Origin of the sequence: Aquabacterium fontiphilum, assembly GCF_009909205.1 — a bacterium.
Lineage (GTDB): Bacteria > Pseudomonadota > Gammaproteobacteria > Burkholderiales > Burkholderiaceae_C > Aquabacterium > Aquabacterium fontiphilum.
The window spans coordinates 114,038-134,029 of the sequence record NZ_JAAAPN010000013.1; the positions used below are offsets into that span (position 1 = coordinate 114,038).

The 19,992-nt window shown below is 63.1% G+C and carries 20 protein-coding genes; 6 read left to right on the forward strand and 14 right to left on the reverse strand.

Going from position 1 to position 19,992, the window contains the following annotated elements; genetic code table 11:
* Positions 1 to 114: 114 nt before the first annotated feature.
* The 3 genes from GTZ97_RS14875 to imuA are packed head-to-tail and all read right to left on the reverse strand — an operon-like array spanning position 115 to position 5,384.
* On the reverse strand, positions 115 to 3,258 hold the full coding sequence (locus GTZ97_RS14875) for an error-prone DNA polymerase (RefSeq protein WP_161651457.1): 3,144 nt from the start codon (positions 3,256 to 3,258) through the stop codon (positions 115 to 117).
* Positions 3,242 to 4,633: a DNA polymerase Y subunit UmuC family protein gene (locus GTZ97_RS14880; protein WP_161651459.1), complete on the reverse strand. Its 1,392-nt coding sequence runs from the start codon at positions 4,631 to 4,633 to the stop codon at positions 3,242 to 3,244. Before GTZ97_RS14880 ends, GTZ97_RS14875 begins: the two co-directional genes overlap by 17 nt.
* A complete protein-coding gene (imuA, locus tag GTZ97_RS14885) occupies positions 4,572 to 5,384 on the reverse strand; it encodes a translesion DNA synthesis-associated protein ImuA (protein ID WP_161651461.1) in 813 nt (270 codons plus the stop codon). The genes GTZ97_RS14880 and imuA overlap by 62 nt, the downstream gene beginning before the upstream one ends.
* 110 nt (positions 5,385 to 5,494) lie before the next feature.
* Between imuA and ribA the strand changes: the two genes are divergently transcribed.
* A complete protein-coding gene (gene ribA, locus GTZ97_RS14890; protein WP_161651463.1) occupies positions 5,495 to 6,157 on the forward strand; it encodes a GTP cyclohydrolase II in 663 nt (220 codons plus the stop codon).
* A 13-nt stretch (positions 6,158 to 6,170) separates the two neighbouring features.
* Positions 6,171 to 7,079, forward strand: coding sequence for a cation diffusion facilitator family transporter (locus tag GTZ97_RS14895; protein WP_161651465.1), 909 nt, complete (start codon positions 6,171 to 6,173; stop codon positions 7,077 to 7,079).
* On the opposite strand, the gene GTZ97_RS17035 is transcribed toward GTZ97_RS14895, so the two are convergent.
* Together GTZ97_RS17035 and GTZ97_RS14905 are read right to left on the reverse strand one after the other, a co-directional pair.
* Positions 7,060 to 8,322, reverse strand: coding sequence for a GGDEF domain-containing protein (locus tag GTZ97_RS17035; protein WP_161651467.1), 1,263 nt, complete (start codon positions 8,320 to 8,322; stop codon positions 7,060 to 7,062). The two genes, GTZ97_RS14895 and GTZ97_RS17035, sit on opposite strands and share 20 nt — an antisense overlap.
* A 4-nt stretch (positions 8,323 to 8,326) precedes the next feature.
* Positions 8,327 to 9,616: a GGDEF domain-containing protein gene (locus GTZ97_RS14905; RefSeq protein ID WP_161651469.1), complete on the reverse strand. Its 1,290-nt coding sequence runs from the start codon at positions 9,614 to 9,616 to the stop codon at positions 8,327 to 8,329.
* A gap of 238 nt (positions 9,617 to 9,854) precedes the next feature.
* On the opposite strand from GTZ97_RS14905, the gene GTZ97_RS14910 reads away from it, so the two are divergent.
* The 3 genes from GTZ97_RS14910 (at position 9,855) to GTZ97_RS14920 (ending at position 13,880) form a co-directional block, all read left to right on the forward strand.
* A complete protein-coding gene (locus GTZ97_RS14910; RefSeq protein WP_161651471.1) occupies positions 9,855 to 12,935 on the forward strand; it encodes a transglycosylase domain-containing protein in 3,081 nt (1,026 codons plus the stop codon).
* A 48-nt stretch (positions 12,936 to 12,983) separates the two neighbouring features.
* Entirely contained in the window at positions 12,984 to 13,361 is a 378-nt protein-coding gene (locus tag GTZ97_RS14915; protein ID WP_161651473.1) for a Fur family transcriptional regulator, read from the forward strand.
* A gap of 213 nt (positions 13,362 to 13,574) precedes the next feature.
* Positions 13,575 to 13,880, forward strand: coding sequence for a helix-turn-helix domain-containing protein (locus GTZ97_RS14920; protein WP_161651475.1), 306 nt, complete (start codon positions 13,575 to 13,577; stop codon positions 13,878 to 13,880).
* A 99-nt stretch (positions 13,881 to 13,979) separates the two neighbouring features.
* Here the strand turns inward: GTZ97_RS14920 and GTZ97_RS14925 are convergent, their stop codons facing one another.
* From GTZ97_RS14925 to GTZ97_RS14960, 9 genes are all read right to left on the reverse strand, one after another.
* Positions 13,980 to 14,249: a hypothetical protein gene (locus GTZ97_RS14925; RefSeq protein ID WP_161651477.1), complete on the reverse strand. Its 270-nt coding sequence runs from the start codon at positions 14,247 to 14,249 to the stop codon at positions 13,980 to 13,982.
* Between the two features lie 14 nt (positions 14,250 to 14,263).
* On the reverse strand, positions 14,264 to 15,487 hold the full coding sequence (locus GTZ97_RS14930; protein ID WP_161651503.1) for a zonular occludens toxin domain-containing protein: 1,224 nt from the start codon (positions 15,485 to 15,487) through the stop codon (positions 14,264 to 14,266).
* Positions 15,484 to 15,828 (reverse strand): DUF2523 family protein, encoded by a 345-nt coding sequence (locus GTZ97_RS14935; protein WP_161651479.1) that lies wholly within the window; start codon positions 15,826 to 15,828, stop codon positions 15,484 to 15,486. The genes GTZ97_RS14930 and GTZ97_RS14935 overlap by 4 nt, the downstream gene beginning before the upstream one ends.
* Positions 15,829 to 15,831: 3 nt before the next feature.
* Positions 15,832 to 17,259 carry a hypothetical protein gene (locus tag GTZ97_RS14940; protein WP_161651481.1) on the reverse strand — a complete coding sequence of 476 codons (1,428 nt, stop codon included), beginning with the start codon at positions 17,257 to 17,259 and terminating at the stop codon, positions 15,832 to 15,834.
* A 3-nt stretch (positions 17,260 to 17,262) separates the two neighbouring features.
* Positions 17,263 to 17,397 (reverse strand): hypothetical protein, encoded by a 135-nt coding sequence (locus GTZ97_RS16895; protein WP_269089938.1) that lies wholly within the window; start codon positions 17,395 to 17,397, stop codon positions 17,263 to 17,265.
* Between the two features lie 500 nt (positions 17,398 to 17,897).
* Positions 17,898 to 18,710 carry a rolling circle replication-associated protein gene (locus tag GTZ97_RS14945; protein ID WP_161651483.1) on the reverse strand — a complete coding sequence of 271 codons (813 nt, stop codon included), beginning with the start codon at positions 18,708 to 18,710 and terminating at the stop codon, positions 17,898 to 17,900.
* Positions 18,707 to 18,907: a hypothetical protein gene (locus tag GTZ97_RS14950; protein ID WP_161651485.1), complete on the reverse strand. Its 201-nt coding sequence runs from the start codon at positions 18,905 to 18,907 to the stop codon at positions 18,707 to 18,709. Before GTZ97_RS14950 ends, GTZ97_RS14945 begins: the two co-directional genes overlap by 4 nt.
* Entirely contained in the window at positions 18,904 to 19,089 is a 186-nt protein-coding gene (locus tag GTZ97_RS14955) for a hypothetical protein (protein ID WP_161651487.1), read from the reverse strand. The genes GTZ97_RS14950 and GTZ97_RS14955 overlap by 4 nt, the downstream gene beginning before the upstream one ends.
* Before the next feature lie 10 nt (positions 19,090 to 19,099).
* Positions 19,100 to 19,399, reverse strand: coding sequence for a single-stranded DNA-binding protein (locus GTZ97_RS14960; protein ID WP_161651489.1), 300 nt, complete (start codon positions 19,397 to 19,399; stop codon positions 19,100 to 19,102).
* A gap of 121 nt (positions 19,400 to 19,520) precedes the next feature.
* On the opposite strand from GTZ97_RS14960, the gene GTZ97_RS14965 reads away from it, so the two are divergent.
* Positions 19,521 to 19,928, forward strand: coding sequence for a helix-turn-helix domain-containing protein (locus tag GTZ97_RS14965; protein WP_161651491.1), 408 nt, complete (start codon positions 19,521 to 19,523; stop codon positions 19,926 to 19,928).
* Positions 19,929 to 19,992 lie beyond the last annotated feature (64 nt).

Below are 19,992 nucleotides of genomic sequence, written 5' to 3' on the forward strand. Positions count from 1 at the left end.
GTGGGGGCCTCTGAGGCGGGCCGCAGCGGTGGATTCTATTTTGTGACAACGATTATTGTCTAATTTTGACTGTTGCCGGGCGCCGGCGCGTGTTGTCACGGCGCCAATGGGGCCTCAGTGAAAGTCCCGACTGTGCGTGGCCAGCCGGCCCAGCAGCGGGGTGAGGTCTCTGAGGCGGTGGGCCACCAGGTGACGCACCTCGCCCTGGCGTTGCCAGACGCCATAAACGGCCATCAGCCGCGCGTGCATCAACTCTTGTCGCTGGCGTTGCTTGAGGTGGGGCCAGACGATGACGTTGACGGTGCCGGTTTCGTCTTCCAACGTCACAAACACCACGCCGGAAGCCGTGCCCGGCTGCTGGCGCACGGTGACGATGCCGCACGCGCGGGCCAGCTGCCCATCGCGGTAGTCGGCCAGCTGGGCGGCACTCATCAACCGCTCGTCTGACAGACGTGGCCGCAGCAGGGCCAGCGGGTGGCGCCTCAGGGTCAGGCCCAGTGCCGCATAGTCGAACACGATCTCTTCGCCCTCCGGCGCGGCAGGCAGCAGCAGTGGCGCTTCATCGACCGGTGCGTCGCGCAACAGCGGCGGCGCGCGGTGAAGCGCGGCGGCTTCCCAGACCTGCTGGCGGCGGTGGCCCGCCAGGCTCTGCAGCGCATCTGCTGCCGCAAGGGCACGCAGATCGGCTTGATCCAGGCTGGCCAGGCGGGCCAGTTCATCCACATCCGTGAAAGCAGCCCGCTGGCGAACGCTCACGATGCGCTCGGCACTTGCGCGGGGCAAATGGGCCACGAGACGCAGCCCCAGGCGCACGGCCGGTTGAGCGGCGCCTGAGGGCACCAGCGTGCAGTCCCAGTCGCTGTGACACACATCGGGCGGCCACACCACCACGCCGTGACGCCGCGCATCCTGGATGAGCTGGCTGGGCGAATAAAAGCCCAAGGGCTGGGCATTGAGCAGGCCGGCCAGAAAGGCCGCCGGTTCGTGGCATTTCACCCAGGCGCTGGCGTAGACCAGCAGCGCAAAGCTGGCCGCATGCGATTCAGGAAAGCCGTATTCGCCAAAGCCTTCGATCTGCTTGAAGATGCGTTCGGCAAACTCGCGCTCGTAGCCATTGCTCAGCATGCCCTGGATCACCCGGTCGTAGAACTTGTGCACGCCGCCCTTGCGCCGCCATGCGGCCATCGAGCGCCGCAGCGCATCGGCCTCACCAGGGCTGAAGCCAGCGGCCAGCACGGCCACTTGCATCACCTGCTCCTGAAAGATCGGCACACCCAGGGTGCGCTTCAGGGCAGCCTCCAGCCCCTTGGGATAGACGATGGAGCCGGGCGCCACGCGCTCCTGCTCGCGCGCCTTCAAGTACGGGTGCACCATGCCGCCCTGGATGGGCCCGGGGCGCACCAGTGCCACCTCGACCACCAGGTCATAGAAGCAGCGTGGCTGCAGCCGCGGCAGCATGCTCATCTGGGCCCGGCTTTCGATCTGGAACACACCGATGGTGTCGGCCTGACACACCATGTCGTAAGTGGCCTCATCCCCGCGCGGGATGTCTTGCAACTCGAAAGCGGGCAAGCCGCGCCATTGCGCAATGAAATCCATCGACTTGCGCAAGGCCGTGAGCATGCCCAACGCCAGCACATCGACCTTCAGCAGTCCGAGCGCATCCAGGTCATCCTTGTCCCACTGGATCACGCTGCGCTCGGCCATGGTGGCGTTCTCGATGGGCACCAGTTCGCTCAGCGCGCCGCGGGCGATCACAAAGCCGCCCGTGTGCTGGCTGAGGTGGCGAGGAAAGCCGATCAGCGTGCGAGACAGTTCCAGCCATTGTTGAACACGCGGATCGGCTGGGTCAAAACCCACCTCGGCCAGCCGCTGCACCAGCAGGTCCACCCCTTCGGCCCAGTGCAGGTTGTGGGCCGCACGGTCGACGGCGTCGGCATCCAGCGCGAGGGCCTTGCCCACGTCGCGCAAGGCGCTGCGGCTAAGGTAACGGATCACGGTGGCCGTCAAGGCAGCGCGGTCTCGCCCATATTTGCGATACAGGTACTGGATGACCTCTTCACGGCGCGCATGTTCGAAGTCGACGTCGATGTCGGGCGGCTCATTGCGCTCTTTCGAGATGAAGCGCTCGAACAGCAAGGTGCTGTCCTCAGGATTGACCTCGGTGATGCGCAGGGCATAGCAGACCGCCGAATTCGCCGCGCTGCCCCGCCCTTGACACAGGATGCCGCGCGAGCGGGCGAAGTGGACGATGTCATGCACAGTGAGGAAGTAGGGCTCATAGCCCAGCTCGGTGATCAGCTGCAACTCATGCTCGACCTGCTGGCGCACGCCGGTCGGCACCCGGGTGCCGTAACGCTCGCGCAGGCCCGATTCGGTCAGGCTGCGCAGCCACGATGCAGGGCTGTGGCCCTCGGGCACCACTTCCTGCGGGTACTCGTAGCGCAGCTCATCCAGGCTGAAGGTGCAGCGCCGGGCCACCTCCTGCGTCGCGGCCAGCAGGTCGGCCGGGTAGCGTTGTGTCAGGCGTAGCCGGCTGCGCAGGTGGCGCTCGGCGTGGTGCATCAGCGCCCAGCCGCAATCGGCCACCGGCTGGTTCAAGTGGATGGCTGTGAGCACATCGTGCAGCGGCTTACGCGAGCGCACGTGCATGCACACATCACCCACGGCCACCAGCGGAAGGCCCACCGTCTGGCTCACACGGCGCAACAGGCGCAGCCACAGGCCATCATGCAATTGCTGATGCAGCGCCACACCTAGCCAGGCACGACCCGCAAAGTGAGACTGAAGCCAGGCGGCCTGATCCTGCACCACCTCGGTCGGTGCGTGAGGGGCCGGCACCAGCAGCACCACGCAGTCTGACAAGGCCTGCACCGCCATGACTTCACGGTGCAGCGGGGCCACGCCCTTGCCCTCGGTGGCGCGACGCAGCGCGGTGATGAAGCGACACAACTGGCCATAGCCCGCCCGGTTGCAGGCCAACACCACCAGGCGGCAGGCATGGTCTTCCGCCAGCGTGAACGTGCTGCCGATCAGCAACTGGAAGGCCTCGGCCCCAGGCACACCGGCCTGGCGCGCCTCACGCAAGGCAAGATGGGCACGGACCACGCCGGCCACACTGACCTCATCGGTGAGCGCCAGCCCGCGGTAACCCAGCGCCAGCGCGCGCTGGAGCAGTTCCTCCGGATGGGACGCCCCCTGGAGAAAGCTGAAATTGCTCAGCGCCAGCAGTTCGGTGTAATCAGGCAAAGATGCCATGGAGGTACCACGGGCTGCGTGGGTCGGTGGGCAACTGCCGTGTGCGGAACACCCACAGCAGCCCGGCCTGTGCGCTGCTGGCCAGGTAGTAGTCGCGCGCGACATGTAAAGCATCGCGGCCATCCGGCTCCCACCACCAGCCCGCTTCGATGCGGTGGGGGCCAGCCAACAGGCGCAGAGGCCCCTGATAAGCGGGCACCTCCTGCCAGCCGCCCGGCAAGGTGACCAGCGACAAGGGCAGGGGCTCAGGCAGCAGCCAGGTGGGCCACGGCCACGGCGGCGGAGATACGGCCGTCTTGCCTCGCTGGCTGGATGCCTGGGTCAGCAAGGCCACGGCGGGCCGCCACTGTTGCGCGCACTCCAGGCGCGGATCTGCGCGCAATTGGGCTTGACGCACCTGATCGGCCCCCAGGCGTGCGCTCAGTTGCTCCAGCAGGGCTGACCACGCCTCGCGTTGCTGACGCTGTGCCTGCGCCCCCGGCTCGCTCATGCCCATGGGACCCATGTCGGGGAACAGGGCGCCATCGTCATGCGCCAGATCGACGATGTCTTGCGCTTCGAGTCGCAGGTCTTCCACCGGTGCATCCAGCGTGATGTGCGCCAGATGCTCGCGCAGCAGACGCAGCAGGTGAGCCGGATCGCGGCTGGGATGGGCCAGGCGCACCACATGCTGCCCCTGCCGACGCTGGTGCCGGATGGCGTCGTGATACCAGTGCAGCACAAATGACAGCACGCCCGCCTGCTGGCCGGCCAACCAGGCACACAAGGCTGTGAGCATGCCTGCTGCGGCCTGGGCCAGATCAGGCGCCGTCTCGACCCGCCAGGGCAAGGTCAGGCGCTGGTCGAAGCGCGGGGGCAGGCTCAGCCAATCCAGGGCCTCGGGCAGATGGCCCCAGGTCTGATCCAGCTCCTGCAGCACAGCCGAGCCCAGGCGACGGCTGAGCCCACCGCGTGGCAGCTTTCGCACATCACCCAGGGTGCGACACCCCAGGCGAGACAGGGTGTGAGCCTGGGCAGCCACTGCGCTCAGCACCTCCAGCGGCAAGGCATCCAGCGTGCGAGGCCAGGGCACGTCAGAATGCGCGCCCCCCGCGCGCGCCAGGGCGAGCGCGCCCCGCGCGGTAGGCGCATCGGCCCACAGGCAGGCGCACAACGCGTGTGCCTGGGCCAGCACCTGATCACGCAGGCGCGGCCAGCCCCCGAACAGGCGCAAACTGGCCCGCACCTCCAGGACGACCGCCTCTTCCAGCAAGGCCACCCGGGGCGTGAAGCGCAGGCATTGCCAGCCCAGATGCCGTGCCAGATCGGTGGGGTCAATGCCATGCGGCGCGCGTTCGGTCAGGAGGCTGGGCAGGGGTTGGGGCACCAGGGCCATCCAATGCGACATCAGGAGCTCGGGCGGGAATGCGGTTGGGAACAAGGCCGGGAAGGTTGCGAACAGGCGGCGCATGAGCCAGCAGGGGCCACACCCCTTCGGACCAATACGCCAGTTGCACTGGCGCCTCGCGCAGGGGCCCACGGCGCTTGAGGAGGTGGACAAGCAGGGGATGCGGCGCCTCGGCCAACTCCAGCGTCAGACGCAAGGGCGCGGCCGAAGGTTGGGCGGCAGCAGACACCGGTCGAAACGCAAACAGCAAGCCGGCATGTTGGGCGGCGTGCGCATGCAGGCGGCGAATCTGCGGGGCACGGGCTTGGGGCAACCATGCGAGCACGGCGCTCTGACACGGGGCTTTGAGCGCCTGTTCAGTGGCCCACAGACGCTGGGCCATGTCGTCCGTCGCGACCCAGACCAGCTGATCGGGCGCCAGGCCCAACGACTGCAACGCTGGCATGCAAGGCACCCATGGCGGCCCGACCAGCACCACCCGGCCGCCAGCCGCCGCCATGGCCCGCAAGGCCGGGCCCAGCAATCGCCACTCACCCAGCCCGGCCTGCGCCTGGAGCACTTCCGTCAGGCTGCCCCATGGCCAGCCCCCGCCGGGCAGCTCGGTATCCAGCGCCGCATGGCCGCTGCACCATACGCGCGAGGGCGGCATGACAGTGTGCTGGCCCCGCCACACAGCAGCCGCCAGATGCGACGGCAAGGCCAGCGTGTCGGGGGTGGAGGAGGGCGCTTCGGACATCATGAATACTGTATTTATATACAGCATCATAGCGGCCACGGGCCGGTCGGTCCAGCCGCCGTCCAGCGCCTGAGCAGGGGATGAGGCAAAATACCTACCCCTGAGGAAAACCGATGTCCAGCCCAGATTCCGCCGCTTCGTCTTCGCTTGCCGCGCCCCCGGCAGACACCACGCCCGTGACGTCCGCCCTGATCGAGATGCTGGCCGAGGCACGGGTGCCCACCGAGCACGGCACCTTCACGATGAAGCTGTTCAAGGAAAAGGCCACGGGTCTGGAACACGTGGCCATGGTCATGGGCGAGGTGCAGGGCGCGGCCCTGGTTCGGGTGCACTCTGAATGCATGACGGGCGACGTCTTCGGCTCGTTGCGCTGCGACTGCGGCCCGCAACTGAATTTCGCCATGCGCGAGATCGGCAAGAAAGGCTCGGGCGTGGTGGTCTACCTGCGCCAGGAAGGTCGCGGCATCGGCCTGGCCAACAAGCTCAAGGCCTATCAGTTGCAAGACCAGGGCATGGACACGGTCGAAGCCAACCAGCATCTGGGCTTTGCCGCCGATCTGCGCAACTTCGACGTGGCCGCGCAGATTCTCGACTTCCTGGGCGTGTCGTCGGTCAAGCTCATGACCAACAACCCCCGCAAGGTCGATACCCTCAGCCAGCACGGCGTCAAGATTGATGAGCGCGTGCCGGTGCGCAGCGACACCCAGTCGGAAAACGAGCGTTACCTGGCCACCAAGGCCCGCAAACTGGGCCACCACATCGACTGGCTGGGCTGACCGGCCCCGCGCCATGCATGCTGCGCCGCCGTCTGCCGAACTGAGCGAACGCCATCGCGTGGCCCGCCGCAGCACGCTCGTGAGCGTGCTGGTCAACGTGGTGCTGACCTTGGTGCAGTTGTGGATCGGCCTGCAGACCCGATCACAGGCGCTGGTGGCCGATGCCATCCACTCCCTGTCCGACCTGATGTCGGATTTCATCGTGCTGCTGGCCAATCGCCACAGCCACAAGGCCGCGGACGCAGGACACCCCTACGGACATCAGCGCTTCGAAACGGCTTCATCCCTGGCGCTGGGCATGCTGCTGATCGGTGTCGGCATCGGCATGATCTGGCGCGTGGTTCCTGCGCTGACCCCTGGCGAAGCGCCTGCGCATGTGCTCGATCCCATGGCCTTGTATGTGGCGCTGTTTACCCTGGCCTGCAAGGAAGGCCTGTTCCGCTACCTGCTGGCCCAGGCCCACAAGGTGCATTCGAGCATGCTGGTGGCCAACGCCTGGCACTCGCGCTCAGATGCCGCCTCATCGCTGGTGGTGGCACTGGGCATTGCCGGCAACATGGCCGGCTACGCCATGCTCGATGCAGTGGCCGCCTTGATCGTCGGGTTGCTCATCGTGCGCATGGGCGCGCAGTTCGCCTGGAATGCCCTCAATGACCTGATGGATCGCGCGGCTTCGGCAGAGCACCTTCAGCGCATTCAATCCGCCCTGGAGGGCACGCCGGATCTGCTGGGCTGGCATGACCTGCGCACGCGCCGCATGGGCGACCTGATCCAGGTGGATGTGCATCTGGAAGTCGATGGGGATTGGACCGTGGCGCGGGCACACGAGATCGCCCTGATGGCACGCCAGCGCATCATGGCCAGCGCTCCAGTGCTGGATGTCATGACCCACCTGGATCCGGTCAGGCGACCGATGCCCTGAACGGCGCGGCTGGCGGCGGGATCACCCGTACGCTGATGCGGTTGCGCCCACCTGATTTGGCTTCCTCGAGGGCTTGCTCAGCCGATTCAATCAGCATCTCAGGACCCCGTTCAGGCTCAGCCTGGACAATGACCACGCCCACACTCACGGTGACATGGCGGGAAGTGGCCGACGCCGCATGGCGCAGTTGTCGGCCTTCAACTGCCTGGCGAATGCGTTCGGCCATCGCCGAGGCCTGAGCCGGGTCAGCATCGGGCAATATGGCAACAAAGGTGTCGTCGTCATAGCGCGCCACCACATCGGTGGGCCTGCGTGTGCAATCCTGAACAGACTGGGCGACTTCGCGCAGACAGGCTTCGCTGGCCACCATCCCGTAACGATCGTGGTACTTCTTGAAGTGGTCCACATTGACCATCAACAACGCCATCCGTCCCTGATCGTGCTGCAAACGGGCCCAGGCCTGTGGCAAATACTCCTGAACATGGCGGCGGTTGTACAGACCTGTGACCGTGTCCACGCGTGAGAGATTGCGCAACCGTTGGTGGGTCTGAGTCAGATCAGCCACGAGCGCCCGGTCACGCAACAGCAGCAGATGCCGACGGCGCTCATCGCGCTCCATCATGTAGTTGGCTGCCAGCACGAACAACGTCATGCTCAGAATGAGCGAGGCAATCGGGGGCAGAAAGACAGGATCGAAGCCCGGTGCCAGCCACGCGGTCAGCACATGCATCGTCAACACCGACACCGAGAAGAACAGCGCCCACCAGAAGCGCAAGCGTTGGACGGTGGTGCCATACACCATGACCACCATGAACCCGGTGTGGTAGTAGGGCACGTACGGGCTGCTCGTGTACGACAGGATGATGGCCAGGCTGCCTGCTGCGATCAAGCCACCCACCACTGCCAGCAGGTCGTATAGGAAGGGTGCATGGCGATCAATCCAGTTCAACCGCCCCTTGTAGACGAGGTAGAGAAAGGCGGCCGACAAAGGTGTAAACAGACCAATCCGCAGCAACAAGCCCAGCACGAACACATCCGGCGTCATCAGGTAGTCAGCCACCAGAAAGCCGTTGTAGACCAGCAATGAAATGATGCCGCTGACCAGAAAGTGGCGGCGGCGGCGAGGCAGCGTCTCGCTTTGAAACCGGCGTTCAAGATCGAGCGGGAAGCGCAGCCAAGGAAAATCCTTGTCCAGCAGGGCATCGATCCGGTCTGTCGCCTGACGGCTGCCGTGCGTGCTCACGCCGTCACCCCTGCGTGCCAAACGCAAAGACCTGATCACCACCGCGGCGCTTGGCCTGGTGCAAGGCCTCATCTGCGGCGGCGATCAGCTGGGATTGGCTGGCATGCGGCGCGTTGGGGCGCATGCATGCTACTCCGATGCTCACCGTGACGTGCCCAGTGGGTGAGCTGGCATGCGGGCGTGCCAGCGCGGTCACACCCTGCCGGATGCGCTCGGCAGCCCCCACCGCCACGCTCACCGGCGTTCCCACCAGCACAGCAGCAAACTCCTCACCCCCGTATCGGGCCACCAAGTCATCTGGCCGGCGAAGGCGCAGCTTCAACACCGCAGCGATCTGCCGCAGGCAGGCATCGCCTTCGGCCTGGCCGTGGTGGGCGTTGTAGTCCTTGAATCGGTCGATGTCGAGCAGCATCAGCGACACATCCTGCCCGGATTGTCTTGCGTGCTCCCAGACCTCTTCCAGAAACGCTTCGAAGTGCCGCCGGTTGGCCACATCAGTAAGCAGATCGTGTCGCGAGGCCGCATCCAGCCGGACGTTGGCCTGCTGCAACGCGCGCCGCAAGGCCAGCTCGCGCTGGCGCATCAGCCAATTACGACGCTCGTCCTGTTCCAGCGCGTGGCAGCCATACAGGGTGAACACGCTCAACGACATCAACATCACGCCCGCAGGCAGCATGACATCCATCGGCGCATCGGGCATGCGCAACGTGGCCCACACGAAGGCAATCAGGATGCCGGTGTCCAGCCAGACAGCATGGGTGAAGCGGATGCGGGCTACCGTATTGGTGAACACCACCACGCTGGCGAGGCTCACAAGATAAGGCCCGGCATTGGGATGCCCGCTGCGAAGACACAAGGTGACGTTGATGGCGGCAGCGGCCACGCTGGCGGCCAACACGGCCCACTCGCGCAAAGCGATGGACGCAATGCGGTTGACCAACCACAACCCAAGAAGGGTGAGGGGGGTATACAACAGCAAGCGCAGTTGGATGGCCAGATCGAACTGGTCGGGCACCATGACGGCATCCGACACCAGCAGCCAATTGAACAGGAAGGCCACCAGCGCCCCACTGACCATCATGCGCCGCATCCGCGGCGCCGCATGGTCGTGCTGGAACCGCGCTTCCAGTTCGGCAGGAAAGCCCTTCACGCTGATTCGGCGCGCGAGCAATTCGTCAATCTGGCGGGTTTCCAGTTCATCATCACCCAGCACCGGGGGCGATGCCTCGACGGAGGCCGAGTCTGGCGGCGCGCCAGCCTCCACCGCAGACGCGGTGGCCCCGATCAATCCCACGCCAGGATGCTTGAGTCCGTTGTACATGTTGCCGAGGACGCCCTTGCGTGCCGCCGCCTTGCTTTTTGAATGAACGCCGAATAACGAGAAGTCTTTAACACACTGTTCCAGGTCGCGAACAATCGTAACGGATCGGCTCTGGCTTGCCAGTGTGCCTGACCTACGGCTTTCCCTTAGGTTTCGTAGGCGTCTCATCCGCCCGGTGATAATTGTCGCAATACAAGATCCCTCCGCCTGAATGCTTTCCGAGATCCCGCCGTCGGCCGACGCCCAGCCAACCGATCCGGGCCCACCAGATTCCGCGCCGTCTCCTCGTCCGTGGGGGCGTTACATCAAATGGACCATTGTGCTCACCCTCGGCGCGGGCGCCGTGGCTGGTGGCGTGTGGCTGTCTGACGAACTTGAGCATTCACGGTTTCAGGCGCGCCATCTCGCCCGATACGCTGCCGATCTCACGTATGAACTGGGCCCGGGCCCCAGCGACCGCATCCGGTTCCCCACGCACGGCCCGTTCGATGAGCGCATGGGCTACGTGCAGTTGCCCCTGTTCAGCAAGCGTCTGGCCGAGCACAACTTCGTGCTGACCGAGCAGGTGCGCTTCAGCAACCCGCTGCTGCGCCACCTTGATCACGGACTGTTCCTGCCCTACGCGGAAAAGACCCGTACCGGACTTGATGTACGAGACTGCCGTGGCGAAACGATGTACCGTTTTCGCTACCCGTATCAAGGCTACGCCCGGTTCGAGGACGTTCCGGAGGTGGTCACCAGCGCGCTGCTGTTCATCGAAAACCGCGATCTGCTGGATCCCAGCCGCCCCACATTGAACCCGGCAGTGGACTGGGTACGGTTCACACGGGCCGCGCTGGCTCAATTGGGTCGCATGGTGAACGAAGACCTCGACGCGCCAGGCGGCAGCACACTGGCCACGCAGATCGAGAAATACCGCCACTCTCCGGACGGCATCACCCACGATGGGCGAGAGAAGCTCATCCAGATGGCATCCGCATCCGTGCGGGCTTACCAGAACGGCGAGCAGACGCTGCCGGTTCGGCGCCGTCTGGTGCTCGACTATCTCAACACGGTCCCGCTGTCGGCCGCACCTCGACATGGTGAAGTCAACGGTCTGGGCGACGGGCTGTGGGTATGGTTCGGCTCCTCATTTGAGCACGTCAACACCTTGCTCACCCAGCCGTTGGCTGATGCGTCCAGGGCAGAGCAGGGCCAGCTTTTGCGGCAGGTGGTCGCTTTGATGATCGCGCACCGGCGACCTTCCTGGTATCTCGCAAAAGGGCGCAACGAATTGGAAGACACCACCTCGGCTTACCTGCGCCTGATGGCCGAGAACGGACTGATCAGCACAGCTTGGCGTGATGCGGCGCTCTCGCAGCGCCTGCGCTTCCGCGACATGCGGGCCAATCCGCCCGTGGTGCCCGTACAGGCCGACAAGGGCAGCGCCTCGGTGCGCACCCGGTTTGCAGGCGTCCTGGGCACCTCACTGTATGAGCTGGACCGGCTGGATGCGCAGCTCGACGCGACACTGCACAGCGACCTCCAGGCCGCTGTATCCGGTTTCCTGGACCAGCTCACCGACGCAGATTTCGCCCGACGCCAGGGTCTGATCGGGGACCGCCTGCTCCATCCGGCGACACTCGGGGCGGTGCGCTACAGCTTCACACTGATCGAGCGCACGCCCGAAGGCAACAAGGTGCGGGTGCAAACCGATACCACCAATCAGCCGCTGGACATTAACGAAGGCTCCAAGCTGGAGCTGGGTTCAACAGCCAAATTGCGCGTGCTGACCACTTATCTGGAAATGGTGGCCGAACTGTATGAAAGGCTGGCGCCGCTGGAGGTCAACGAGTTGCGCAAGGTGGCGGTCGACCCGCAGGACTCGCTGACACGCTGGGCCATTGAGCATCTCAGCCATGCTGCAGACCGCAGCTTGGCTGCCATGCTGGACGCGGCACTCGATCGGCGTTTCTCGGCCAGTCCGGCCGAGTCGTTCTTTACTGGTGGCGGGTTGCACGTATTCGGCAACTTCAACCGTGAAGACGATGGCAAGGTGCCGACCTTGCGAGAATCGCTGCAGGCTTCGATCAACCTGCCTTTCGTGCGGCTGATGCGTGAACTGGTGCGCCATACCATCCACCAGACGCCAGGCAGCACCGCCACGCTGTTGGGCGACGATGACGACCCGCGCCGTCAGGCCTATCTTGAGCGGTTTGCCGACAGGGAAGGGCAGGCCTTTTTGCGGCGGTTCTGGCGCAAGACGGAAGGTCGCACACGCGACGGCATGCGTGACATGCTGTTCGAAGGACTGCGCCCAACCGATGAACGGCTGGCCGCGGTCTTCCGGTATGTCGAGCCACAGGCCGGCCTGATCGAGTTCCATGCCTTTTTGCAGACCCGATTGGGCGCCGATCGGGTGAGCCGCCAGCGCGCGGAGCAGCTGTATGGCCGGTATGCGCCGGACGCGTTCGATCTGCCTGACCGAGGCTATGTGGCCCGCGTGCACCCGCTGGAGCTGTGGGTCGTGGCTTACCGCATGCAGCATCCCGAAGCCACCTTGTCACAAGCCCTTCAGGCCAGCGCATCGGAGCGCCAGGCGGTCTACCGCTGGTTGTTCCGCACACGGGCCAAAGAGGCACGCGATTCGCGCATCTACACCATGCTCGAAGTGGAGGCCTTCCTCGAAATTCACGGTCGCTGGGCCCGGCTGGGTTACCCCTTTCCGAGCCTCGTGCCATCGCTGGCCACGGCCTTGGGCAGTTCCGGCGACCGCCCGGCCGCGCTGGCAGAGTTGATGGGCATCATCATCAACGACGGCGTACGGGTGGGTACGCGGCGCCTGGAAGGGGTGCGTTTTGCACAGGGCACGCCTTATGAAACGGCCTTCGAGCAAGCGCCTTCGCGTGTGGAGCGGGTAATGGCCCCTGAGGTGGCAAGCGCGCTGCGCAGCGCGCTGTCAGAGGTCGTCGAACGCGGCACAGCGCGTCGGCTGTCAGGCGCATTTGTGCTGCCAGACGGGCAGGAGCTCTCGGTGGGTGGCAAGACCGGCACAGGCGACAACCGCGTGGTGGTCAAGGGCCGGCCCACGTTGTCCCTCAACCGCACGGCGACCTTCGTGTTCTCCATGGGCCCTCGACACTTTGGCACGATCACAGCGTATGTGGTCGGGCCAGAAGCCTCGCGCTATCGATTCACCTCGGCGCTGCCCGTTCAGATCCTGCGCACCATGGGGCCTGCGTTGATGCCGCTGCTGGCAGCAAATCCGGATGCGAGTTGCGGACGCGTCGCTCACGAGACGAGCGAACCCTGACCTTGCCATGGCGTGGCAGACATATCGCGCTGAGATACCATGCCGCCTATGGAACGTCGTACACGCCAACGAGAGGCCTTGCGTCAGGTCATCGAGCATGCGGGCCGCCCACTGTCTCCGCAGGAAATCCTCGAGCAAGCTCAACTCACTGCCCCCGGAATCGGGATGGCGACGGTGTATCGGAACCTCAAGCTCCTTCTCGAGGCCGGAGAGATCGTCGCGGTCACCCTCCCGGCAGAGAACCCACGGTACGAGACCGCGAACCGCGGCCACCATCACCATTTCCAGTGCGAAGCCTGCAAACGTGTGTTCGACATTCCTCAATGCCCCGGCGAGCTCAAGGAGATCGCGCCGAAGGGATTCAAGGTTCACCGGCACGAGCTGACTTTGTACGGTTGGTGCAAGGACTGCTCGCGAGCGGCCTGAACAACAAACGCGGACGAGCCCGCCCCGAAGGTGACAGAGCGCCTTGGTGTGCCGCGCCCGGCTCACCATGCGCATCTTAGTTTACATAATATACATTGCCGCTTATTACGCTGGTGTGCATCGTGTTGGCCTCAAGGTCGCGTTTCGCCTGACGACATCGCAAACATGCACTTTTGGAAGCTGCCCAGGTCGCTCCCAGCACTGGGCCAAATCATGGAGGAACTGGGAGCGCGTCCGGCAGATGTCGCACGGGCGCTGGATGTGTCGGTGTCCACGGTGTACCGTTGGATGCATGTTGGTCACGCGCCACGGTCGGCGCTACTGGCGCTGTTCTGGCTGACGGGCGCAGGCAAATCGATGATCGATTGCGACCTGTACAACGATGCGACGCAACTGCGTGGACTGGTGAATGCGCTGATGCGGGAACGACGCGCCAGCACGCTACACATGCCACGGGTGGCGGCAAACGACCCGGTGACACGATGGCACGGCACAGGGTTTGACAGAGTGCAACGCTAACAGGCTATTCCGGGCGCTTCGCTGGCCCACCACACGACCGGGATCTCTCTAACGTGCGCTGCCTGTCTTGACTGAAGGTGGACGGCCACGGGTGGCGAGTTACCGCACCACCTGTTGCATGACAGCGAAGATGCCCACGGCGACCGTGAGCCAGAAAAGAACCATCAGCCATGCAGGCATGCCGCGCTGTTGCGACCTGAGCCATCGCTGATACGTGGAGCGACGGACGGCTACACGCTTTATAAGCGGCTCATCTGTGGTGACGTGCGTGTCGAAGGCAGGCGGCTCGGCAGACGGCTCGGCGTTGGCCTTGGCCTTGCTGCCGTGCCCTTCACGGTCTTTGTACCAATCGCGATCATAAATGCCCATGAAGAAATTATGCGTCAGGTAACAGGCTGGGCGGCGTTGTCGGCCTGCGGGTCAGGATCAGCAGGCACCCCCCGCAAGCGGGGTCCCCCCTGCTGCCCTGCCCCTATGCCGACCTGAGGCGCATCACAGATCACGACGCGCTTGCGTGTGCCATAAGTGGCCTCACCAGCGCAATGACTGAGGCCGCGCCACGTGTAGCCCGCGTCGGTCAAATCGGCATCAGTGAGAGAGGCAATCATCTGCCCATTCTGCGAGAGCGCGAAAGTCCACCGCTCGCGACCGGCTGCTTTGATGTAGCCCGTCAGATGGAGACCACGCCCTGAAAACGGCTCGGCAACGTCATCAGCAGGTTTAACCTGGGCTGGATCAGTGTGAACGACTCGGGCAGGCCGGACAGGTGGTGGCGATGGTGCGGGGTCATGGTGCTGCACCTGCTGGACGTGGGGAGCCTTGGCAGCCCAGGGAGCAGAGAAACGGCCAGTGGCGAGCATCCAGAAGAACACACACATGAAGATGCCGAAGCCATAAACCGACCAATGACGCCAGATGGGCCGAACATCGGAGGCATTGAACTCAGAGACGGCGCCGCCCTGGGTGTGACTGCGGTACAGCTTGAAATACTGTGGCTTGTAGGTTCGGATCGACTGCCCTACTTCAGCCCCGCGTATGCCGTCGATGGTCTTGCGCGTGTAACTGCTGGTGGAACCGAGGGCGACATTCTTGCGGACACGATAAACGATCTGAACGAGGTCACGAACGGCCGCGCTAATCTTGCCGTGAGACTGTGTGAGCAGAAGAACATCGACGCCGAAATGTCGGTGCAGGCTGTACCACTCTTCGACATCTTGAGGGGTACGCATGCGGGGCAGGCACAAATGACATTCATCGATGACGATGAGAGGGCCGGCTCCTGTTTCGGCGTGGCGCCAATCGGACCAGTAATCCCAAACGTTGCCGAAAACGCGAGCATTGGGCGGCGGAAGCTCTGTATGCCCATCCTCAAAGAGTTCAAACGCGCCAGTCTCGCGCGCAGCGTCAAACGTGCCGCGAATGGGCTGTGGCCTGATGCGTATTTCAAGCAGATCGCGGAAATCAGGGTCAATATCCGCGTATGCATCGACGTTGACAGGCAAATTGGTGATAACCTTGCGGCCCTTTTTGAGGGCTTCGAGAATATGAAACACGTTGGCTTCATACGATTTACCACCACCGGGGGCGCCAAGCAAAAGGTTAATCATGATCCAAGCCGTGTAAAGGGTATCAACTGCAAGAGAACGCGAATGGTGATCGCGGAGACGATAAGCCCGAGGCACGTGGTCAAGCCTATGGCCTGCAAGACCTCAATCAACGACGCAGGGAGGCCGGCCCAAGCGCCAGCTTGTGAAGAGAGTGCGGAAAAGTCGAAAGCGGAAAGGATGGAGACGGCGAGGGAAAGAAGCTGATCAAAGGCCCAGCAGACAATATCGGTGAGAACATGCCAAATTGCCACAAAGGCGGCAACAACCAAGGCACCGATGTAATCAGCGAGGGCTACGAATTTGGAGAGAACATATCCGATGGCGTCAATGATGAATTGCATTGATCAACCTCCGAAAATGAGACGCCGGCAAAGGAGCAAGGTAGAAACGACCATGATGGCGCGTATTGACGACCAGAGCCAACAAGGCAGAGAAACATCAACCTCGCGGAAGTCGTGTATGCCATACATGACGGGAATAGACCAGACCGGGCATCCACCATCAGAAAAGCCAGGAACGAGAGTACCGAGGAAGGAAAACAAGGGCGACTGCATCAATGCAGACTTATTCGTGTTCCAGACTCCAGCCAGCCCATCTGGATATCGTTGCTGATACAGGGATGGAACGTCAGGCATGGGAGGGTCAGCAGTCGGGGAGGGCTGAGGGTCTGGGGAATCGTCGGTCGTGGTTTCAGTAGAACCATCGGGACTTGTCTTGGTTTCGCTGGCAGTAACTTTTATCGTCGTGTTGTTGTACGTGTAGTTATAGGTGGTGTTGTAAGTAGTAACAGTCTGCGTGCCGTTAGGGCTCGTGGTCGTGGTTGTACGCTGGGGACCGGGAGCAGAAGAAGGGCCAGTAACTGATGTGCCGGTCGATTGCAAAGAACCGCCAGCGGCCAATATTTCCTCCAGCGCAAGTTTGAGTTGTTGCGCAGTAATAGGCGCATCGATGAGTCTGGAGATGGCGTCCTGTAAGTCAATTGGCTGCTGTTGGGCGTTATAAGGGCACTGGCCTTCCGAATTGGCACTACCGAAAGGGCACCGCGTGGAGGGGAGTTGTTCCAGGATAGCCGCGGTCCACGAAATAGCCCCGTCAGGAAACGTCCCGGTGCAGACCCATCCACCGTTAGACTGACGTGCATAAATACCGGACAGAACAATCAAGCCAACTGTTGACCGCCAAGAGTTATAAGCAACACAAGCAGCGTCACGTGTGCCGTACCCGAGCGTTTTATTTGGGGCCTCCTCAAACGTCCAAGTACCGGAACCAAGCACGGCTGGACTGTACGGCTCAGCGCCTGTAACCACGTCCCCGGATTGTTGAATACCGGCGGACGTGTACCAATCATATAGGCCATAGCCCAGGGTCAGCCATGGCAAAGCGCGGGTGCCGAGATTGACAGCACCACGGGCCAACGCCGCCTTATCAAATGTAGCTGTGGGAGCAAGGGTAGGTTTTGGGTTGCCGAGAGGGCCGGCGACTGAGCCAGTTCGCTGACAAGAGGTGGTAGTGCATGTCGTAGTGTGCTGACCGCCACGCCCGTCCTGCGGCAGGACCTCATATACACCACTGCCGTTCGGCTGCAGTACCCAACCAGTTTCACGAACCCACGTGGTAGAGGCGATAGTGTCAGTTGACGTGACGGACGCGAGAACTGCAACGACGAGGGCAAGCCCAGCGCCGCGCAGCCCCGCGATGAAGACCAGCCCGCCAAGCGCGCCTATGAGCGCCAGTAGGACCCAGAAGAGCGCAAGAACGGAGCCGGTCAACATGGATCAAGCCTTGTTGACAGCCCGCTTGCCGAGCGAGATACCCTTGAACGCGAGGGTGATGGCGATGATGAGAACGCCAGCGCCAGAAACGAAGGCAGACACACCGTCCAGATCGACTGCTGCAAAGATGGTTTCCATGATGATTTCCTTTCAAAAGACACCGCGCAAACCGGCGCGGCAACGGTTAGGCGACGCCTAAACAGATCGGATCAACTTGACTGCAACACCAACGCCGAAGCCAAGCGACCACATGAGCAACACGAAGCCGAGGCCCCACGACATGACGTAGAGGACTTCGGCGGGCGTAATGCCAAGCTGCTGAAAGTCGTACACCTGATCAACCGCAACCCACGATTCCGACTCGGGGGGGCAAGGTGATGCATCAACGGTGCAGACAAGGACGCGTGTCATTCAGTGACCCATTGCAGCCATGCATGAACAAACGGCACAAGCGCGGAGCCGAAGACCCAAAGAGCGAGCATGGAGGCAATGAACATCATTCCTCCACAACGACGAAGTAGCAGACTGGACACATGGGCCAGCCGGTGGCTTCGGATGCAGGGTCAGAGAAAGCGTCATCCAGAGGGGAAACCTCTCCACACTCGGGACAGGTGAACATGGGTCCGTCTTGGTCTTCGTCATGCATGGCTTGGCATCCAAGAAAAAGGGCCGTGCGCCACAAAGGGACGGCCATGGTCGATTACTCGCTGCACGCCCCAGGCAATGCCGAGGAAGACGCGCGCGAACTCTGATGGCCAGTGCTGGCCGGTTGCGTCGATCCAGCCGCCGCCATCAGCGCGCCGCCAGTCGTCGTCAATGCTGGATCTGGCCTGCACAAACGCAGGCAGGCCGAGCCATCGGCGTGCACGCCGCAGGCTGTGTTCGAGGCCACCGACGCCATAGATGCGGGAGCCTTTGGGGAAGCTGCCGAGGGTATCGCCTGCGCCCTTGCTCAGGTACTTGAGCAGGTAAGGCACGGCAGCACGGGCGACCTCGATACGTGTGAAGCCGTGAGGCCACCATCCTTGGTCGTCGGGGCGTGGCAGCTTTGTGCCGCGAGGAACCCACAACGCGACGTGATAGTGAATGACGCCGCGTTTTTGCAACTCGGCGACCCAGACATACCGGCATGCAACAGCGTTGCGCCCACACCATTTGCGGATGTGATCCATGAACGCGCTGATGTGCTTGGGCGACCAGTCGTCGTTGTCGCCTGCGTAGGTCAGCGTGATCATCAAACACTGATCGGTGCGCTTGCCCTTCTCACTCACAAGGTGGCCGCGTGCGGCAAAGCCGACAGCACGCCGCAGTCGTGCAAGACGGGTCAACACCTTGTCAGGGACAAAGGCGTCAGAAACCCGCTCAAGAAGTGCAACAAGGTCGCGTTTCTGACTTGTTGGAACTGAGACAAGCCCAGCGCCTGCGGCGCTTGCTGCGTGCGCGGCGTTCATGCGTACAACCGCAAGGCGCGGCCCTCAAGGCGGATTGCTTCGTCTTCCAGCTTGGCAGCGGAAGCGGAGTAACCCAGGTTGCGGAAGAAGGCCGCACGATCGCGCCGGTCCTTGGCCTGCGCATTGAGGCGCTGACGTTCCCGCAGGATGTGGGCGGGGAACATGTCGGGCGTGAGGTTGTCGGCGCGTTGCTTCACAGCGAGTAACCCCCGACAGGGATGGCCTGACCGTTGAGCAGTTGCACATCGACCGTGCCATCCGCGTACACCTCAACATGCACGCCGGACACGTCCGGGTCTTCGCGCTCGATGCGTGCGAGTTCACGCGCCGCCATGGCAAGCGCCGCCTGCACTGCCGCGTGGTAAACGGGGGTCTGCATGGCGCACCCCTCAGGCAGCGGCGGACGCGGCGGGCTTCTTCACCGGAGCCAACCGGACGGAGAGCGCCAGCCGGTTATTGCGATCCACGAAGAACGCCGAGGGGTGCAACTGGTACTCACCGGCAGCGTAGGCGGGCTGATCCTTGTCGAGAAGAAACTCGAACTTCTCAGGGAACGGCGCGGGCTCGCCTTGAGCGTTGACTGTGAACGCGTAGCCTTCCTGGGCGCGAAGCTGGGCGGGCTGGCCGGTGGTCTTGTTCGTGTAGTTGATGACGCGGACGTCAGCGCGGTGGATGAGGACTTTGATCATGGTTGGCTCCAGGGTTTGAGGACAAGGAGCCGATGGGCGTACCATCACGGTATGAATCACCGGCCCCACATACCAATTTGGTACGTGGGCGATTATACCAATTTGGCATGAGGTGCGCAAGATGTTTCAAGACCTGATCGCAAACCTGACGATGGAACAGAAGCGGGAATTGATGGCACGAGGCATCCCGCAACCGAGGCTGTCCGACTGGAAACGGGGTGTGCGTCTCCCGACGCGTCCGCAAGTGCTGTTGCTGGCCGACGTGGTGAACGTTGACCCGTTGAAGATCGAGGCGGAGGTAATGCTGCTGGAAACGCCCCCGGCTGATCGGGCGCGATACGCAAAACGGCTGGGCGTGGGCACGATGCTGGCGGTGCTGGCCATTCTCATTTTGGGAGTGATCGCGGGAGGCGATTTTTCCAATGGTGACGCGGGTTTAGCTTTCATGCTCCCGCTGTTCACGCCTTATACATTGCCGCTTATTACGCTGGTGTGCATCGTGTTGGCCTCAAGGTCGCGTTTCGCCTGACGACATCGCAAACATGCACTTTTGGAAGCTGCCCAGGTCGCTCCCAGCACTGGGCCAAATCATG

What these genes read in the sequence shown, in the direction of transcription:
- GTZ97_RS14875 (WP_161651457.1), bottom strand. Translation starts at nt 3,258, where the DNA reads ATGGCATCTTTGCCTGATTACACCGAACTGCTGGCGCTGAGCAATTTC.
- GTZ97_RS14880 (WP_161651459.1), bottom strand. Translation starts at nt 4,633, where the DNA reads ATGGCCCTGGTGCCCCAACCCCTGCCCAGCCTCCTGACCGAACGCGCG.
- imuA (WP_161651461.1), bottom strand. Translation starts at nt 5,384, where the DNA reads ATGATGTCCGAAGCGCCCTCCTCCACCCCCGACACGCTGGCCTTGCCG.
- ribA (WP_161651463.1), top strand. Translation starts at nt 5,495, where the DNA reads ATGTCCAGCCCAGATTCCGCCGCTTCGTCTTCGCTTGCCGCGCCCCCG.
- GTZ97_RS14895 (WP_161651465.1), top strand. Translation starts at nt 6,171, where the DNA reads ATGCATGCTGCGCCGCCGTCTGCCGAACTGAGCGAACGCCATCGCGTG.
- GTZ97_RS14910 (WP_161651471.1), top strand. Translation starts at nt 9,855, where the DNA reads ATGCTTTCCGAGATCCCGCCGTCGGCCGACGCCCAGCCAACCGATCCG.
- GTZ97_RS14915 (WP_161651473.1), top strand. Translation starts at nt 12,984, where the DNA reads ATGGAACGTCGTACACGCCAACGAGAGGCCTTGCGTCAGGTCATCGAG.
- GTZ97_RS14920 (WP_161651475.1), top strand. Translation starts at nt 13,575, where the DNA reads ATGGAGGAACTGGGAGCGCGTCCGGCAGATGTCGCACGGGCGCTGGAT.
- GTZ97_RS14925 (WP_161651477.1), bottom strand. Translation starts at nt 14,249, where the DNA reads ATGGGCATTTATGATCGCGATTGGTACAAAGACCGTGAAGGGCACGGC.
- GTZ97_RS14930 (WP_161651503.1), bottom strand. Translation starts at nt 15,487, where the DNA reads ATGATTAACCTTTTGCTTGGCGCCCCCGGTGGTGGTAAATCGTATGAA.
- GTZ97_RS14935 (WP_161651479.1), bottom strand. Translation starts at nt 15,828, where the DNA reads ATGCAATTCATCATTGACGCCATCGGATATGTTCTCTCCAAATTCGTA.
- GTZ97_RS14940 (WP_161651481.1), bottom strand. Translation starts at nt 17,259, where the DNA reads ATGTTGACCGGCTCCGTTCTTGCGCTCTTCTGGGTCCTACTGGCGCTC.
- GTZ97_RS16895 (WP_269089938.1), bottom strand. Translation starts at nt 17,397, where the DNA reads ATGGAAACCATCTTTGCAGCAGTCGATCTGGACGGTGTGTCTGCCTTC.
- GTZ97_RS14945 (WP_161651483.1), bottom strand. Translation starts at nt 18,710, where the DNA reads ATGAACGCCGCGCACGCAGCAAGCGCCGCAGGCGCTGGGCTTGTCTCA.
- GTZ97_RS14955 (WP_161651487.1), bottom strand. Translation starts at nt 19,089, where the DNA reads ATGCAGACCCCCGTTTACCACGCGGCAGTGCAGGCGGCGCTTGCCATG.
- GTZ97_RS14960 (WP_161651489.1), bottom strand. Translation starts at nt 19,399, where the DNA reads ATGATCAAAGTCCTCATCCACCGCGCTGACGTCCGCGTCATCAACTAC.
- GTZ97_RS14965 (WP_161651491.1), top strand. Translation starts at nt 19,521, where the DNA reads ATGTTTCAAGACCTGATCGCAAACCTGACGATGGAACAGAAGCGGGAA.